Here is a 17102-nt window from a genome sequence, read left to right as displayed (position 1 = left end):
GCTGTGCGCCTGTTGGGTCTCCCTCTGACTCGCTTTTCCCGTAAGAGTCTCACGCCTGGAACGAAGATCAACATAGTGCCAAAATCAACAATGAGCTTTAACATAACTATTTAATTAAAAACAATCCTAATAAACATCGATTTGTTTGACGCTTTTTCAAAAAAAGAATTGACTTTTTGTCCTATGGTTTGTATTATATATCTTGTGTCTAATAAATATTATATTATGGCGGTGTAGCTCAGCTGGCTAGAGCGTACGGTTCATACCCGTGAGGTCGGGGGTTCGATCCCCTCCGCCGCTATCTCTTAAAAAGACTGTAGAAAATTTCTACAGTCTTTTTTTATGTTTATTCACAAGGGTTAGATGCTGGCCGGTTAAATACGCCACGTCCTGTGGCGACACCGGCACTAGTACATCCTGTACGTCGGAGCTGGATGCGGACACAACCGCCAAGCTATCCACAATCCCATTTCGTTTATAATTTCCTATACGACAAAAAAGCAAGCCAGTACGGCTTGCTTAAGCTACGGGAATATATAAACGATAAACCGTGCTATTTATTAGAAATTCAGCAGCAAGTTACCCTCGTCTAGCGCCTCTTCCCCCGCGTTTAGACTCAGTATTTCGTTTTAGAGATGCTAATCGATCTTCACTGTCTTTTAAGAAACGAGCCATCTTTGACTCAAAATTCTCTCTCGGCGCACGATTATCATTCTGTTTTGCGTGACGTGGTCTTTGAGAGTTACCTGAATATCCACCTCTAGATTCTCTTCTTTCTCCGCGCTCATATGATCTCTCTGGCCTTTCTGGTCTTTCTGGTCTGTCTTTTGCTTTTTTAATGGACAGGCCAATTTTTCCGTCCTTCTCCACATTAATTACTTTTACTTCTACTTGATCGCCTACTTTTAAATGCTCGTTAATGTCTTTAACATAATTGTCTGCGACCTCACTAATGTGAACAAGACCTGTAGCGCCTTCAGGGAGTTCAACAAACGCACCAAAATTAGTAATTCCTGTTACTTTTCCTTGTAACTTGCTGCCTACTTCGATTGACATAAAAAAGTTTTGCCTCCTTAAGGATATAAAAAATCATGCTTATACTATATTATACAAAATGAAAAAAAAGGGTGTCAATATCAGGCTGTCGACAAACGCCCGCTTTCTTCGTTGTTAGCCTTGCTCAGATGCTCATACCCAACCACGGTAACGCCGCTCCTCCCAAGGCTTCACGCTGTGATGCATCAAACGTTTTCGATCAGCCTGAAGTTTCTGCTAAAATCACTTCGTCTACACTCTGACTACAACTGACTTTCTTATTATTTTTCACTTTTCTTATTATCATCTTTTTCATTAGGAATATTAAAGATTATTTCCCCTTTTTTAGATAAAAATAAATCTTTGCGAGCGAGTTTTGCTAAATACTCTTGATCATTTAGTTTCGTAATTTGATCATTTAGCTTCTTTTCCTGTTGTTGCAGTGAAGCAATTTTCACATCCAGCTTCTTTTTTTCTGCTGTTTTCTCTTCTAATGTGGAGCTTTGAGATATGAGTGTAGATATCATCAAAAATCCAATAACTGCAACAAAAAGTGAAAAAACTGCTAATCGACGGAATAATAGTTTTTTCCTTCTTGCCCCACTTATACTGGTCGCCTCTTGTTGCATAGAATATTCTGGTTGCATTTTTGCAATATCTTCTTTTTTTAATGCACTCATACAAGGCTCCTCCTTTCATTATTGTTTTTTTCTATTAGAAATCCATGTTATCCAATAATTCTTTATTTTATTGGAATATCCTGCAAATTTACTAAAGAACTTCTCGACGTATTTTTTACCTTTATTCGGCATAATAAGCCAAAAGAGTGTGAAAATCCACTTTATCGGCATAAATAATATCTTTAGTATAAATCTTAATACCGTTACCACAAATTTCGACAGTGCCATAAGTCCCTTAAATAAAATAATCATAATGGAAACAAGCAATAAAACCAAAGACCTGATTGGCTTGTACACAATCGTGATAAGTAATTTGACGATAAAATGATAGAACTGCACACTAATAGAAATAAACCACTTTAATGAACGAAGATATGGTGTTTTCACAATACTTTGGTAAAAAGCAAATCCTAAAACTAACGCTAAAGCAATATAAACACGCACTTCACCCTGGTTAACTAAAAATAGAACATAAAAGATCAACAGTGCTTGAAAAATCCAAAAAAGAAGATCATGAAAAAAAACAATGATTCGTTTTCGTTCCGGTCTTTTTAAAAAATATTGATACGTATCTAAACAAAGTCCAAACAATAAGCCCATGCCAACCATCGCCAGCATGGTCATAAATTGCACCGATAAAGTCATCGGAATATCTTGCTAAAGAAACCTTTAGCTTTTTCTCCATTTTGTTCATCTACATATACTAAATCAAAAACCTTTCCTTTTATAGAAACAATGCCTTTTTCCACATCTAAGTTTTTCATTTGAAGATTTTGTCCTCTAATAGATAAAAAACCCATCACCGTTTCTAATAGAAACTCTTCGTTATCAAAGCTCTCCACTTGCTTAACCCCAGTAATATCTAGAAGCTTTCTTCCTCTCATAATAACATCATGTTCTACCGTACTGCTTTTAGTTGTATTCGACTCATAATATTGGCTCATATTTTATCCCTCACAATCGCATAGTACAATCTACTTGTACCATTGTATGAAGAATAAAAAAAATTAGAACATGAAGAAAAGCGGAAGCGCCTTGCTCAGGACATGAAGCTGACACCTGTCTATATTCAGTAAAAAGTCTTTATACTATTATACACTTAAGAAAGCGTTTCTTCTTTAAGAATGGTAAACATATTAGCTGCATCTTCCTTTTTTGTTGAGTCCTGCAGTATTTCCACCTTTACTGTTACTACTTTTTGTCCGAAGCGCACTTGGAGCTCATCTCCTACTTTTACGTTGGAGCTTGCTTTTGCTTGCTGCCCATTTATTAATATTCTTCCTTGATCCGCAACTTCTTTTGCTAATGTTCTTCTTTTAATTAATCTTGATATTTTTAAAAATTTATCTAAACGCAATATAATCCCTCCGTTATTCGATTTCTTTCTTTTTAGCTTCCTCCCAAAACTCATCCAACTTGTCTAAACTTAACTCATGAAAAGATTTACCGACCTTTTTTACTTGTTCTTCTATATACTGAAAACGCTGAATAAATTTCTGGTTTGTTTGATAAATAGCCAGTTCAGGGTCTATTTTGTAAAACCTACCTATATTAACAATGGAAAAAAGAATATCACCAAACTCTTTTTCCATCTTTTCCGGATGATTGCTATTTGCAAGCTCTTCTTTAAACTCTTCTATTTCTTCTTGGACCTTTTCCCACGCCTGTTCTACCTCAGACCAGTCAAATCCTACACCTGCTGCTTTTTTTTGCAGTTCAAATGCTCTTAAAAGATTAGGAGCCGCACTATTAACCCCATCTAAAATAGAAGCTTCCGTTTGTTTTTGTTCTAAACTTTTTGCTTTTTTCCAATGTTCCATGACATCGTCCACTGTTTCTGCTGTTTCTTCTCCAAAAACATGGGGATGTCTGCGAACCATTTTAGAGGAAATCCCCTCAATCACATCATCAATACTAAAAAATCCTTCGTCTTCCCCAATTTGACTATGGAGCATGACTTGCAATAAGACATCTCCTAATTCTTCTATTATATGATCAATATCTTTTTCATTAATGGCTTCAATCAGTTCAAAACATTCTTCCACAAGATATTTCCGTAAAGATTCATGTGTTTGTTTTTTATCCCATGGGCAGCCATCTGGTCCCCTTAATGTTGCAATAATTTGTCGCAATCTCGTAAATTCTTTATTTAATATCTCTTGATTACGCACAGGAGGAACATAAACAGAAGTTAAATTATTTAAATTTACTTCCCTGTCCAACTCATGCAATTCTATTTCCTTTATCCACTCATCCTTGCTTCCAGCGGCCGTAATGATTGTAACAGGATAATCATAAGGAAGCTTCTCCATTAACGTTAATTTTACTTCTGAGGCAGAAAACGCATCATATACTTGGCCAATAATCAAATGATGTCGAAACTGAATTTCATTAATATGAAGAGACGTACCATCCAAAAGCTGAAATCCGTCGATTGGATCTACCTTTACTGCTTGAAAGATGCTGTCTAAAAAGCTTTGACCACCGCCAAATGATAAATCCACTTTTCCTTCTTTGCTTTTTTCAATTAAAAGCTGCACCGTTTTTTCGGCTACAAGGGGATGTCCTGGAACCGCATAGATAATTTCTTCTTTGCCCGCTTCTTCCAACAGAAACGCAACTATCTCTTTATATACCGCTTCAAACTGATCATGTTTTTCATAAATAGCATCAAAATAATGAAAGTTTGCTCCTTCTGCCTCTAAAACTTCCACAACCGGATGATCCATTGTACGCATATATACCTTTTTTTCTTTATTCATTAAAGTTCTATATACACCTAAAGGAAGTTGATTTATATCCCCTGCACCTAATCCAATAATCTCAATTGTTTTCAATATACTACCTCCTTTTTTCCGGTAAAAAAATCAACATTTTACTGCCAAATGGCAACAATATCAAGTCTTCTTTTTTAAAAATATCAGCTCTAATCACAATAAAAAGATAAGTGATGGTGCCAAGTATGACACCACTCATTGCTTGAAAACTCGAAAAAAGCCGGTCATGATGAGTAAAAATGGCAAAAAAATCAGTTAATAGTAAATAAACTTTTAAAACAACAAACATCACTAAAGCGCCCCAAAATATAACACCAACACTTTTTTTATTTACGAGCGGGTGTTTTAATACAAACGCTAATCTTAATAACAAAAAGATCATTATAATAATCAGTGTGATATTGGAAGCAATACTTGCTCCAACTGTTCCATACGCCTCTACTAATAGTTTATTGAGGCCGTATTTTATAAAAAAAGAACATAATATTACGACTGCAGGATACAAAGGATGTCCTAATCCTTGTAAGATTGCTGTAGATGTAACAATAATAGCATTTAATAAAATAAGAAAGGAAAAAATAGAGAGTACAGCCGAACCATTTGTATTTTCAAATAACATCGTATTCGTTTCCTGTATAATGCTAAGCAGCCCTACAGTTGCTCCTATCCCTATAAATAACCCAATGGTTAGCGATAATTGGATTTTTTCCACTAATTTTTTTCGATTATTTTTAAGTTTTTCGCCTGTAATAAAAGGAACAAGTGTTAATGCCATGGACGTAGTTAAAATGGTCCCCACCTGTATTAACGGCTGACCTCGATCATATACTCCTTTTAATTCCTTTGCTGTATTACTGTTGATCCCGGAGGAAACAAGCTCCGCATATAAATTTAATGAATCCGCTAGTTGCAGTAATATTAAAAGCATACTACTGATGGAAATGGTTAACCCTTCAAAGATAAGTTTTTTATATATTTTTTTATTACGCTTTTGATTATACGTAGGCGGTCTAAATAAGGAAAAGGAATAAGCGCCTTTTTTATAATAGTAAAATAGCAGCAAGAGAGAAATCAAACCTCCGGTAACGGATCCAAACATTGCTCCTGCTCCAATCGTATACAAAGAAAAGCCCTGATAAGTAAAAGTGATTGCCGTAATTAAAATCGTACTAACACGAATAAGCTGTTCTCCTACTTGAGAAATAGCCGTTGGCACCATAAAACCTTCTCCTTGAAATATCCCCCGCAAAAAGGCAATAAGCGGCGAAATAAGAAAAGAAAAAGAGATAACCTTTAATAATTGAGTTAATGCAGGATCTCCCATTAATTCCGCTAAATAATCAGCACTAGTAAATAAGAAGAAAAATGAAATAATGCCTATACATGATAAGAAGAAAAATGACGACCTTAGCAAATTAGATAACCCAATATGATCTTCTTCCATCTTCAATTCCATATATAACTTTGAAAGAACAACAGGAAAACCATATGTAGAAAGAGCAGCAACCACTCCATAAAACGGATATACTTGTTGATAAATATAAAACCCAGTATCACCAACAATATTTTGAAAAGGAATACGATAAACTGCACTTAATATTTTTGTAATTAACGCCCCAATTGTAAGAATAAAAGCTCCTTTAAACCAGTCGCTTGATTGTATATTAGGCTTCACAAGAAAAGCCCCTTCCTATATCTGTATCGCTTGTATTATAGCATAGTTCCTTTGTGTATAAACTTATACAATTTCACAAGTTTGAGTCAAGCATTTGTGGGCCCTCCAGAAAAGAAAGCAAATTCATTATTTTTGGGTTCTCTCTTGGTACATATTTTTCATTTTTTTAAAGCTCATTGTTGATTTTATAGAAGGTCCGCAGCAGGAATACACTTCGCTTTCCACGGGCGAATGCCAAGCCTCCTCGTCGCTTCGCTCCTGCGGGGTCTCGCCTATTTCGCTTTTCCCGTAGGAGTCTTCGTGTATTCCTGCTGCTCGGTACTTCAAATAGAGACAAAAACTATAATACAATTGGTTAAGGCGTTCTTCTTGATTCTCCGTTTCCAGCGTTCCACTCATTCAAACAATGTTTTCAATGCCAACTGATCCAGGATAGCCACCAACCCAGTGATCATGGCACTTACACCTTTTTCCACCCAACTACAGTCATTTTTAAGTCTTTTGGCAAATACGCTCATTGTCCCCCCTTCCATTGACAAACGATCATTTGATCTTTCACCAATTGAAAGGTTAAGTTTTTGCCCACATTAATTTTACTCATACATTTCACAAAACTTTATTAGTGTACAGCTCCTCATAAAAAAAAGAAACCAAGCAAATACTTGGTTTTAGCTATCGAGAAAAGATTGTTTTTATTATCGTTCTTTCTCCTCAAATGCTCCTACTAAAAGCTTCTCACCAAACCTTTTATGCAATGAAGCTAATAAACAGAATAAGCAAAATAGGAACAAAAACAACCACATAACCCATCGGATGAGCAAAATTTAATGTCCAGCCAATCCCAAACCTCTTTTCAACAAATATGGAAGGATCATTTTTATTAAAATAAATGATGCCGCCTTTCCAAAAGCGATCTTCATCTACATCTACTACTTTTTCGTTTTCTAAATTAACTTCCATTTCCAACTTGGAATTTAACTTCCCTACTTTTACAGCAAAAATAAGGGAGCCTGCCAATGTTAAAATCAAAAATGCCATTGGCAGAATAATGATGAATACCGAATCATAAAGTTTCTGATATAATGTCGCAACTTGTAAAAATGAAAATAACATCGTAATAAAAATCGACATAAGCAGTAAAAGCCAACTTGTATATTTACGAAAAAGCAATTGTCTGATTCTAGAACCTTTTATATTTACAGCACTCAATTTTATGCCCGATCTTTTCGTTAACTCATGCATCCCTAAAAACATCCCTTGCATTGTTAGTAGTACTAGTAATAAAGCGATAACCGAAAAAGGTGTTTTTTCTGCAAAATGATCTGGCTGGCCATTAGGTCCCCAATGAGTAGGAATGCTCGCTGGAAATTGACTGTATTGCGATAAAGTAAAGATAATAATACCTATTGCAACGATGACTGGAAATAAAAATAAGTACCAAGGAAGCATTTCATCAGACTGTCGTAGACTTAATTGAGCCACCCTCACTTCCTTTAATTCGGAATACCATTGTTGGTCTCTTTTTAAGTGCAGCAGCTTACCGTGTAAATAAAAATACAAAGAAAGACACCATAAAATAATCCCGAATTGAACCATCAACCCTATTGTTGCAAGTTCATTTTCAGCTGCGTTAGAATATATTCCCCAAGCATAAAAAGTAATAAGAGCAGCACAGGAAACAAAAAATGTTATGAAAGAATATATTTTTTTATAATAGCGAACCTTCGGATAATTTATTTTTTCATCTGGTATACTTACCCCAAATACAACAGTTTTTCTTACGATAAACGGCAATATTGTTTCCATTAGAGAAATAAAACCAATAATGATTAAAAAAATTGTCATTCCCACAAGTATTACTCCCCTTCCACTACGGAACTTATATCGTTCACTAACTTATATAGATCTTCTTTGTTCATCCCTAAAACCAATGCCTCTACTATTACCGGTCTAAATTGGTCAACCAACTGCTGATAGCGCTCTTTTTCTTGCCAACTTTTTTGCAAGCAAATAATGGCTCCTGACTTAGGAACAATTTTGATGATTCCTTTTTCTTCAAGCTCATGGTAGCTCTTATTTACTGTGTGCATATTAATACTAAGATCGGCCGCTAATGACCTCACAGACGGCAGCATATCACCATCTTTTAACTCTCCGCGAATGATGCCTTCCATAATTTGATTGGTTAATTGCGCATAGATAGGTATATTAGATTGAGGCTCAATCTTAATTATCATTTTTCCCCCTCCATCTGTTCTATATATATTATAACAAACCTGTTCTATGTTTAGTAGAACAAAAATAAATATTTTTTTCTCCACATAAAAAAGGCAGCACATAGCCGGCTGCCTTTTTGTCATTCCAATAAATAACACTAATTGTTTACGATTCCATTTGTCTTGCTAAAAATCCTGCTGCTGTTTCAACTGCCTTCTTCTCTACTTCACCAAGTGTATTTTCCTTAGAGAAAATAATAACTGCACCTATTGGGTCTCCGTTGGCAATAATAGGACCAATCGCATAAGCTGAAATACTTTCAGTGTTACCATCAATTAAAGCAATTTGATCTTGTTGGTTCATTAAGATAGAAGTTCTATCCTCCATCGCTTTTTCTACCAGATCGCTTATATTTTTATTTAAATAGTCCTTTTTTGATCCCCCTGCAACAGCGATATAAGAATCCCTATCACAGATTAATACAGAGTTGCCTAAGCTATCATATAAAGCCTCTGCATACTCTTTTGCAAAATCACTTAGTTCACTGATAGGAGAATATTTTTTTAAAATCACTTCTCCATCTCGATCTACAAAAATTTCTAATGGATCTCCTTCGCGAATACGTAGTGTCCTTCTGATTTCTTTTGGGATTACCACACGGCCCAAATCATCGATTCGACGCACAATTCCAGTTGCCTTCATATCATGTTGCCTCACTTTCATCAGATGATTTTTTTAAATTTGGCAAATATTTATGAAATGTTCACCATATTTAAGAATAGTATCTTTCATATGGAAAGTTCTATGCATTTAATATGTAAAATTTTCTCTATGCTGTGATTCTTTCCAAATAAGAAAAGCGCAGGCTCCTTGATCAGCCCCGAAGAAAAATGTTCTCTTGTCTTAAAAAGCGCTCTTTACTTTTGGCTCTTTTCGTATAGATTGTTGTTATGTAACCCGCAGCATGAATACACTTCGCTTTCCGCGGACGAGTGCCGAGCCTCCTCGTCGCTATGCTCCTGTGGGGTTTCGTCTTTCTCGCTTTTCCCGCAGGAGTCTACTTGTATTCAGGCTGCTCAGTGCTTCAACCATGTTTATTGTTTTATTCAAAAACAACAAACTTTTAGAGACAAGAGGTTATCTTTCACAAGCGCCTTGTTCATCACTTAGATTATTTTATAAACACAAAAAGAGGGCAGCAACCCCTCTAGAATGTGAAGACAAAACTACAAGTCAGAAAGTATTTTCATTTAACTTGCTTCTTGCGGCTCCTTTTTAAAGCTATTAAACGCTTCTACCATTTCATAGCACGCGTCCAGCCATTTATCTGTTTCAATTCCTTTTACATAAAGGACCATTTTTAATTTTTTACCGTCCATTCCTAAACCAATCATTCTTCCATATTTAGAACTCTTTTCAAAAATCTTTTGACCATCAAGAAGATTACTGCTTTCCTCTGAAATAAGAATAAGCACTTCCTCTTTTGTTTGTTTGATTATTTCTACTCCAGCTTGTTTTCCGTAAACTTTCATTTCTGTTAACTTAAACAAATAAGCTACCTCAGCAGGATAATCTCCAAAACGATCAATCATTTCTTCTTGCAGTTCACTCAATTCTTCTAATGACGTAATGCCTCTAAACCTTTTATACATTTCAATTTTTTGCTGCCCATCATTAATATAAAAATCCGGGATGTAGGCATCAATATCTAAATCTAACTCAATCATCTGATTTCGCTGTTCATCAAAAGTTCCTCTTTTTTCTTCGATTGCTTCCTTCAACATTTGAGAATATAAATCAAAACCTACTGAGTCAATAAAACCGTGCTGCTGAGCCCCTAATAAATTCCCTGCACCTCTAATCGTTAAATCTCGCATAGCAATCTTAAAACCGGAACCTAGCTCTGTAAATTCTTTAATTGCTTGCAAACGTTTTTCTGCTACTTCTGTTAATACTTTATCTTTTCGGTATGTGAAATAAGCATATGCCACACGATTGGATCTTCCAACCCTTCCCCTTAATTGATAAAGTTGAGATAATCCCATCCGATCCGCATCTTGAACAATTAGGGTATTAACGTTTGGAATATCTACTCCTGTTTCAATAATCGTTGTACTCACCAGCACATCATATTCCCCTTCAAGGAAACTTAACATGACGGATTCCAACTCATTTTCTGTCATTTTCCCATGCGCATACGTAACTTTTGCATCAGGAACTAACATCGAAATTTCCTCTGCTTTTCTTTCAATATCTTCCACTCTGTTATAGAGAAAATAAATTTGGCCATTCCGTGCCAGCTCTCTCTCAATGGCTTCTCTTACAAGGCCTCCATTATACTCCATTACATACGTTTGAATAGGAAAACGATTTTCTGGAGGGGTTTCAATAACAGACAAATCTCTTACCCCCAACATGGACATATGCAATGTTCTTGGGATAGGAGTAGCTGTTAACGTTAACACATCGACATTTGTTTTTAACTGTTTGATTTTTTCTTTATGCGTAACACCAAATCTTTGCTCTTCATCAATAATTAATAAACCTAAATCATGATATATAATGTCTTTTGATAGAATCCGGTGTGTACCCACAACAATATCAATGGTTCCTGTCTTTAATCCTTTTAATGTTTCTGTTTGCTGCTTTCTCGTTCTAAAACGGCTTAATAAGCCTATTTCGATAGGGTAATCTTGAAACCGTTCTCTCAATGTTTCATAATGCTGCTGGGCTAATATGGTCGTTGGTACAAGGAATGCAACCTGTTTTCCATCAGCTATTGCTTTAAATGCTGCACGAATGGCAACTTCCGTTTTTCCATAGCCAACATCCCCACAAAGAAGGCGATCCATTGGTCTCTCCCGTTCCATATCCTTTTTGATTTCCTGGATAGAACGAAGCTGATCATCTGTTTCTTGATAAGCAAAAGATAACTCGAATTCTTTTTGCATCTCTCCATCTGGAGAAAATCCATACCCTACAGAAGCTTCCCGCTCAGCATATAGCTTAATTAAATCATCAGCAATATCTTGTACAGAGGATTCTACTTTCTTTTTCACTCTCTTCCAATCATTGCCGCCAAGCTTATATATCTTCGGTTCCTTGCTCTCTGATCCAACATATTTTTGCACTAAATCGATTTGTTCAACCGGAACGTATAATTTATCGCTTCCTTGATACCTTAAATGCAAATAATCTTTATGAACACCATTTATTTGCAGTGTTTCAATTCCTAAATATTTTCCTATTCCATGATTAACATGAACAACATAATCGCCAACTTTTAACTCAGAATAACTTTTTATCCTCTCTGCATTGGACAATTTTTGTCTTCGTTTGGAGCTCTTTTTCGTTTTTGTTTTAAATAGTTCTTCCTCTGTTATCACCGTCATTTTTAACATCGGAAGCTCAAAACCGGACAAGAGATTTCCTTCTACAAGCTGAACTTGCCCTTTCATAATCGATTGATCGGTCCCTTTAATAACCGATTGAATTTCATAATCACGAAGAACTTGTTCCAACTTCTCGACCCGTTCATGATCGGTTCCTAACACGATAACGGTAAATTGGTTTTTCTTCCAACGTTCTATTTCTGTTTTTAATACATTCATCTGTCCATGAAAACTTTGCATCGGTTTGCAAGAAATATTAATAATATTTTGCGGATTCGTATTTGGTACATGCCGCAAGAATAAAGACATATATATAATAGACTGCTTGGAATGATGGAGATGGTCATTAATATTTTGGGAAAGTGTCATGTCATGGATTATTTCTCCATTACTTAACAGGCTTGTATACCAATCTGCCTCTTCTTTTTCTAATGTATCATTCATTTCTTGCACTCTACTAATTTCATCCACAAAAATAAGTCCATTTTTTGGAAAGTAATCTAGCAAACTTGTTTGCTCTCCATAAAGAATAGATAAGTACTTATATAACTGCTGTGGCTTTTGTCCGTTTTTTAATTGTTCTATTTCATTTCCAACTGATTGTGCTAATAATGTTTTTGTTTCAGTATCTTTTATTTTCTTTAAACTATTTGCTAAACCTGATTCCAACTTTAGAATAAAGGCAGACACCGCTTCTTCTTTAAATAGAATTTCTGTGGCAGGACCAATCGTTACACTTGTCAATTTTTCTTTTGATCGTTGATCGTCTAACGAAAAAGACCGGATAGAATCTATTTCTGTATCAAATAACTCAATACGCAAAGGATTCTCTTCTGTTAGAGGATAGATATCAATAATTCCGCCTCTGACACTAAATTCTCCTGGGGCAGACACCATGTCATTTCGTACATATCCCATCTCTACGAATAACTTTAATTGTTTTTTTAATTCTATTTCTTCCCCGACCTTTAATAAAACTTGGCTTTCTTTCCAAAGTGTTGGTGGAGGAAGCATCCTCCTTAACCCAGCAACGGGTGCGATCATAATTCCATTCGATTCTTTTATCCAATGATTTAGTGCTTCGATCCGCTGTGCTTTTAATTCCGGACTTGCAATACTTATTTCTGCTGCAATTAATTCATTGGCAGGATACAAATAAACATTTGCATCATCCATAATATTCGTAATATCATCATAAAGCTTTTGCGCTTGCAATAAATTATGCGTTACTACTAATAAAGGTTTTTTTGTTTGCTCATATACAGATGTTAAAAACAGCGTCCTTGAAGATCCGGACAACCCAGAAATTAACTGTTCATGTAACCCTGCTTCCAATCCAGAAATTAAATGTTGGATCTCTTCTTGTTGATTAAATAGTTTTTTTAGCCCTAACAATGATTTTGTCCCTCCTTACTAAAACTTAATATTAATTCTAAGTATTATTAAAAATTCTCATCAGATCTTTTATTTACTCAAATATATCATCATATAAAACGAACTACTCATTAGTATAAATTAACCTATCTAACCTAAAATTCCCATCAGTCGACCCTTTCGTTTTTGACTGATGGTTCTTTCTAATTTATATTCTGTTCCTATGTCTTTTGATCCCTACTAAGTATTTTTTGATAAATAGTAGGATGATTATTTAAAGCATTACTATTAAGAAAACAAGGTTCTTTTCGTATAGATTGTTATTATTTAACCCGCAGCCTGAATACACTTCGCTTTCCGCGGACGAGTGCCGAGCCTCCTCGTCGCTATGCTCCTGTGGGGTCTCGTCTTTCTCGCTTTTCCCGCAGGAGTCTACGTGTATTCAGGCTGCTCCGTGCTTCAGCCATGTTATTATTTTATTCAAAAACAAAAATAGTGCTAGTGATTGTATATACGATATTTACCGCTTATATTCCTGCTAATACTAAATATTTAACTTGTTTCTTCTATAAACAAAATATAAATGGGAAAAGGAGGGCGCCCTTTAAGCGTCTAATTCTACGTATAATAAGAATTAGACTTGCTGCTTTAGGAATACCCTCTTTTAGGGACAAGCATTTATTCATCTACATACTTACACTAGATTAATGAAGTAAATAATTATTTTCATAATAATGAGGATTTTTCATTAATGATTCTTGACAATCTTCACATATCGATTTAATAAAAACTTCTCCGTTTGTACTATAAGTAATCATCTCTGAGCGATCTTCCTCCGTTAATACATGCAATCCCAATTGGTTTGTTTCCACTGTTTTTGAATCTATTGTTCCAATTTTTACTCCACAATGTCTACAATGATAATGTATAGCCAAGCAAAGGCCTCCTTATTCACCATAAATACTAAAGATAGTATTTACATATAAGAAGAAATTTATACCTTTCCATATAGGGTTGTGAGGGAAAATTAATAGTAATAATGTAAGATAAGTACCGAATTATCGTCCTTCAAAAGCTCGTTAGAAACATATTCACTTATTGAATATTATATTTATTCATCACTTGTAAAAATGGTTCCTTCATCCATTCACTACAAGCGTCTACGCATTTTCGAATGATACTTTCTAATGCTGCCTGTTCTTCATTCGTAAACTTGCCCAGCACATAATCAGGCACTTTCATGCCATTTTTTGGTCTGTCAATTCCCACTCTTATTCGGTTGAATTTTTCCGAACCTAAATGTGCAATAGTAGACTTAATACCATTATGTCCCCCAGAACTTCCTTTTTGTCTTAATCTTATTTTTCCTACTGGTAAATCTAAATCATCGTATATAACAGCAATATCTTCTAATGCAATTTCAAAGTAATCTGCGAGAGGACGTATCGATTCTCCAGAAAGATTCATATATGTAAGAGGTTTTAACAAAATCACCTTTTCTCCACCGATGATTCCTGTTCCGAATACTCCTTTAAACTTTGCTTTCTCTAAAGGAATCGAATACTCTTTAGAAATAAAATCAATAATTTCAAAACCAATATTATGCCTCGTCTTTTCATATTGTTTCCCAGGGTTACCTAAACCAACAATTAATTTCACATGAACCATCCTTTGTATAAATGTTTATATAGAAAAAGAAGGTTTGTCCAAAAGAAAAGTTCTCCTTGGACAAAACCTCCCGTTCGGCCAATTAGGAAAGCGCAAGCGCCTTGTTCGGTCCTGAAGAAAATGTTCCTTTCACTCCAAAAGGGCTTTTTACTTTTAGAGGCAAAGGGGTATTTTTCACAAGGGCTAGGCGCTCTAGCTAGACACTTTCTAACTTTAGCAATTTATACTATCTTTCCTTTGTAAAAATTGCTGAACCTTACCTATTAATCATAACAAAATGGTACAAAGGGTAAAAGAGAAAGCGAAATTCTATTCTACTTCCTCTTTTACCGTTTCTCTTCCTTCTAAATTATCTGGTGTTCCGTCTTCTTGTTGTTCTCCTGTACTAATTTCTTCTTCCTGTCTAGGAGCAAGAATCGAAGCAATTACTTCTTCTTTTTCATGATTGATTTCCAATGCCTGATATTCTTTTATATCTGCTATTGTAAGCGTTTCTCCTACTTGCAGTTCACTAATATCTAGTTCAATCGATGCTGGGATATCATTTGGTTTTGCCGTTACTTCCACTTCATGCAGCGGTTGTTGCAATACACCACCATCTTTTACCCCTATGGCATCCCCTATTAAAGAAACTTTTACAGTAGCAGTTATTTCTTGAGATAAATCAACAGCAAGAAAATCTACATGCAATATATTTCTTTTAAGGGGATCTGAATGATAATCGTTTAGTACAACATTATGCTTTTCTCCATCAACCATTAATTCTATTACACCATTTCGGCCAACCTCTTTGATTGTTTTTAGAAAGTCTGCTTCATTTAAATAAATAGATGTACTTTTTGTTTTTGATCCATACACCACACCTGGAATATTTCCTTCATTGCGAATTCCTGTTAAAGTAGAATGTTTAAATGTTGTACGCTCTTTAGCTTGTAATAATGTACTCATCCTATTTCTTCACCTTCCATCATTTTTTTAAGAATCACTCTATTAGTGTGTGATCATCCTCTATAAAAAAATGCCCTAAATCGGGAAAATTTAAACATAGCAGCGCTATCTAAAAAAGCAGGAAGAAGAACTCCATAAAAGAAAAGAGGCCGCTTTCCAAAGAAAACGACTCAAAGTGTAAACAAAGCACATTTTTTGTATATGTCTATTAATCAAATAAAAAGCTTACTGACTGATCAGAATGAACTCTAATAATAGCTTCACCTAAAAGGTCCGCTACTGATAATTGAACAACATTATCAGATAGTTTTTCTTCGCCAAGTTCAATAGAGTTTGTAACTACAAGTTCTTTTATTTTTGAATTTTTTATTCTTTCCATTGCTGGTCCTGATAATACCGGATGTGTACAGCATGCATACACTTCTTTTGCACCATTTTCAGCAAGAGCATTTGCACCAAGTGTAATCGTTCCCGCTGTATCGATAATATCATCAATTAGAATAGCAATTTTCCCTTCGATATTACCAACTATATTCATCACTTCAGCCACATTTGGTCTAGGGCGTCGTTTATCGATGATAGCAATTGGCGCTTTTAAACGTTCAGCCAATTTACGAGCTCTTGTAACTCCACCATGATCTGGAGAAACAATGACAATATCTCCATCAAATTCACGTTTACTAAAATAATCTCCTAAAATAGGCACTCCCATAAGGTGATCTATCGGAATATCAAAGAATCCTTGAATTTGCGGAGCATGTAAATCCAACGTAATAACACGTGTTGCTCCTGCAGTTTCTAAAAGATTAGCAACTAGTTTAGCTGTGATAGGCTCACGTGCTCTTGCTTTTCTATCTTGTCTCGCATATCCATAATATGGTATCACTAAGTTGATTGTTCTTGCAGATGCACGCTTTAGAGCATCAATCATAATTAATAATTCCATGATATGCTCGTTTACAGGGGCACTTGTCGATTGGATGATATACACATCACATCCACGAATACTCTCTTCAATATTTATTTGAATTTCCCCATCACTGAATCGCTTTACAGAACACTTTCCTAATTCTACTCCGATTGATTCAGCAATCGCCTCTGCTAACTTTGGGTTTGAATTTAAGGTAAATACCTTTAAATTTGGATCTAAATTCTTAACTGACATCCCTGAACCTCCATAGACTTATTCCTAACGAATAGGTTGTCCCATTTTAAATAAACGCTCTTTTCATATAGATTGTTGTTATTTACCCTACAACCTGAATAACACTTCGCTTTCCGCGGACGACTGCCGAGCCTCCTCGTCGCATGCTCCTGAGGGGTCTCGTCTTTCTCG

15 protein-coding genes and 1 tRNA gene are annotated in these 17102 nt (G+C 35.4%); 1 reads left to right on the top strand and 15 read right to left on the bottom strand.

What is annotated here, in order from left to right; genetic code table 11:
- Positions 1 to 227: 227 nt before the first annotated feature.
- Positions 228 to 301 (top strand) — tRNA-Met (locus ACTXGU_RS20600).
- 278 nt (positions 302 to 579) lie between these two features.
- Here ACTXGU_RS20600 and ACTXGU_RS20595 read toward each other — a convergent pair.
- The 15 genes from ACTXGU_RS20595 to ACTXGU_RS20525 all read right to left on the bottom strand — a co-directional run bounded on the left by ACTXGU_RS20595 (position 580) and on the right by ACTXGU_RS20525 (position 16931).
- Positions 580 to 1056: a S1 domain-containing RNA-binding protein gene (locus tag ACTXGU_RS20595; RefSeq protein ID WP_443483403.1), complete on the bottom strand. Its 477-nt coding sequence runs from the start codon at positions 1054 to 1056 to the stop codon at positions 580 to 582.
- 260 nt (positions 1057 to 1316) lie between these two features.
- A complete protein-coding gene (locus tag ACTXGU_RS20590) occupies positions 1317 to 1715 on the bottom strand; it encodes an FtsB family cell division protein (protein WP_443483402.1) in 399 nt (132 codons plus the stop codon).
- 18 nt (positions 1716 to 1733) lie between these two features.
- The gene (gene yabQ / locus ACTXGU_RS20585; protein ID WP_443483401.1) at positions 1734 to 2360 is read right to left on the bottom strand and encodes a spore cortex biosynthesis protein YabQ; all 627 of its coding nucleotides are present in this window, start codon (positions 2358 to 2360) and stop codon (positions 1734 to 1736) included.
- Complete coding sequence (yabP, locus tag ACTXGU_RS20580; protein ID WP_443483400.1) at positions 2357 to 2659, bottom strand: sporulation protein YabP; 303 nt, start codon at positions 2657 to 2659, stop codon at positions 2357 to 2359. Before yabP ends, yabQ begins: the two co-directional genes overlap by 4 nt.
- 155 nt (positions 2660 to 2814) lie before the next feature.
- Entirely contained in the window at positions 2815 to 3072 is a 258-nt protein-coding gene (locus ACTXGU_RS20575) for an RNA-binding S4 domain-containing protein (protein WP_443483399.1), read from the bottom strand.
- Between the two features lie 13 nt (positions 3073 to 3085).
- Positions 3086 to 4552 (bottom strand): nucleoside triphosphate pyrophosphohydrolase, encoded by a 1467-nt coding sequence (gene mazG, locus ACTXGU_RS20570; protein WP_443483398.1) that lies wholly within the window; start codon positions 4550 to 4552, stop codon positions 3086 to 3088.
- Positions 4553 to 4556: 4 nt separating this feature from the next.
- Positions 4557 to 6167 carry a putative polysaccharide biosynthesis protein gene (locus ACTXGU_RS20565; RefSeq protein WP_443483397.1) on the bottom strand — a complete coding sequence of 537 codons (1611 nt, stop codon included), beginning with the start codon at positions 6165 to 6167 and terminating at the stop codon, positions 4557 to 4559.
- 747 nt (positions 6168 to 6914) lie between these two features.
- Positions 6915 to 8012 (bottom strand): DUF1648 domain-containing protein, encoded by a 1098-nt coding sequence (locus ACTXGU_RS20560; RefSeq protein WP_443483404.1) that lies wholly within the window; start codon positions 8010 to 8012, stop codon positions 6915 to 6917.
- Between the two features lie 11 nt (positions 8013 to 8023).
- The gene (locus ACTXGU_RS20555; protein WP_443483396.1) at positions 8024 to 8404 is read right to left on the bottom strand and encodes a GntR family transcriptional regulator; all 381 of its coding nucleotides are present in this window, start codon (positions 8402 to 8404) and stop codon (positions 8024 to 8026) included.
- A gap of 145 nt (positions 8405 to 8549) precedes the next feature.
- The gene (gene spoVT / locus ACTXGU_RS20550; RefSeq protein WP_443483395.1) at positions 8550 to 9086 is read right to left on the bottom strand and encodes a stage V sporulation protein T; all 537 of its coding nucleotides are present in this window, start codon (positions 9084 to 9086) and stop codon (positions 8550 to 8552) included.
- Between the two features lie 548 nt (positions 9087 to 9634).
- A complete protein-coding gene (gene mfd, locus ACTXGU_RS20545) occupies positions 9635 to 13171 on the bottom strand; it encodes a transcription-repair coupling factor (protein WP_443483394.1) in 3537 nt (1178 codons plus the stop codon).
- 683 nt (positions 13172 to 13854) lie between these two features.
- Entirely contained in the window at positions 13855 to 14085 is a 231-nt protein-coding gene (locus ACTXGU_RS20540; protein ID WP_443483393.1) for an anti-sigma-F factor Fin family protein, read from the bottom strand.
- A gap of 160 nt (positions 14086 to 14245) precedes the next feature.
- Complete coding sequence (gene pth, locus ACTXGU_RS20535; protein WP_443483392.1) at positions 14246 to 14809, bottom strand: aminoacyl-tRNA hydrolase; 564 nt, start codon at positions 14807 to 14809, stop codon at positions 14246 to 14248.
- 318 nt (positions 14810 to 15127) lie between these two features.
- Complete coding sequence (locus ACTXGU_RS20530) at positions 15128 to 15766, bottom strand: 50S ribosomal protein L25/general stress protein Ctc (RefSeq protein ID WP_443483391.1); 639 nt, start codon at positions 15764 to 15766, stop codon at positions 15128 to 15130.
- A gap of 208 nt (positions 15767 to 15974) precedes the next feature.
- On the bottom strand, positions 15975 to 16931 hold the full coding sequence (locus ACTXGU_RS20525) for a ribose-phosphate diphosphokinase (protein ID WP_443483390.1): 957 nt from the start codon (positions 16929 to 16931) through the stop codon (positions 15975 to 15977).
- Positions 16932 to 17102: the final 171 nt, after the last annotated feature.

Origin of the sequence: Niallia sp. 01092 (assembly GCF_052318935.1) — a bacterium.
Taxonomy (GTDB): Bacteria; Bacillota; Bacilli; order Bacillales; family Cytobacillaceae; genus Niallia.
This window is presented reverse-complemented; position numbering and strand designations above follow the sequence as displayed.

Coding starts and splice junctions, on each gene's coding strand:
- ACTXGU_RS20525 (WP_443483390.1), bottom strand. CDS start 16,931: ATGTCAGTTAAGAATTTAGATCCAAATTTAAAGGTATTTACCTTAAAT.
- yabP (WP_443483400.1), bottom strand. CDS start 2,659: ATGAGCCAATATTATGAGTCGAATACAACTAAAAGCAGTACGGTAGAA.
- ACTXGU_RS20595 (WP_443483403.1), bottom strand. CDS start 1,056: ATGTCAATCGAAGTAGGCAGCAAGTTACAAGGAAAAGTAACAGGAATT.
- ACTXGU_RS20590 (WP_443483402.1), bottom strand. CDS start 1,715: ATGAGTGCATTAAAAAAAGAAGATATTGCAAAAATGCAACCAGAATAT.
- ACTXGU_RS20560 (WP_443483404.1), bottom strand. CDS start 8,012: ATGACAATTTTTTTAATCATTATTGGTTTTATTTCTCTAATGGAAACA.
- ACTXGU_RS20530 (WP_443483391.1), bottom strand. CDS start 15,766: ATGAGTACATTATTACAAGCTAAAGAGCGTACAACATTTAAACATTCT.
- spoVT (WP_443483395.1), bottom strand. CDS start 9,086: ATGAAGGCAACTGGAATTGTGCGTCGAATCGATGATTTGGGCCGTGTG.
- ACTXGU_RS20555 (WP_443483396.1), bottom strand. CDS start 8,404: ATGATAATTAAGATTGAGCCTCAATCTAATATACCTATCTATGCGCAA.
- yabQ (WP_443483401.1), bottom strand. CDS start 2,360: ATGACTTTATCGGTGCAATTTATGACCATGCTGGCGATGGTTGGCATG.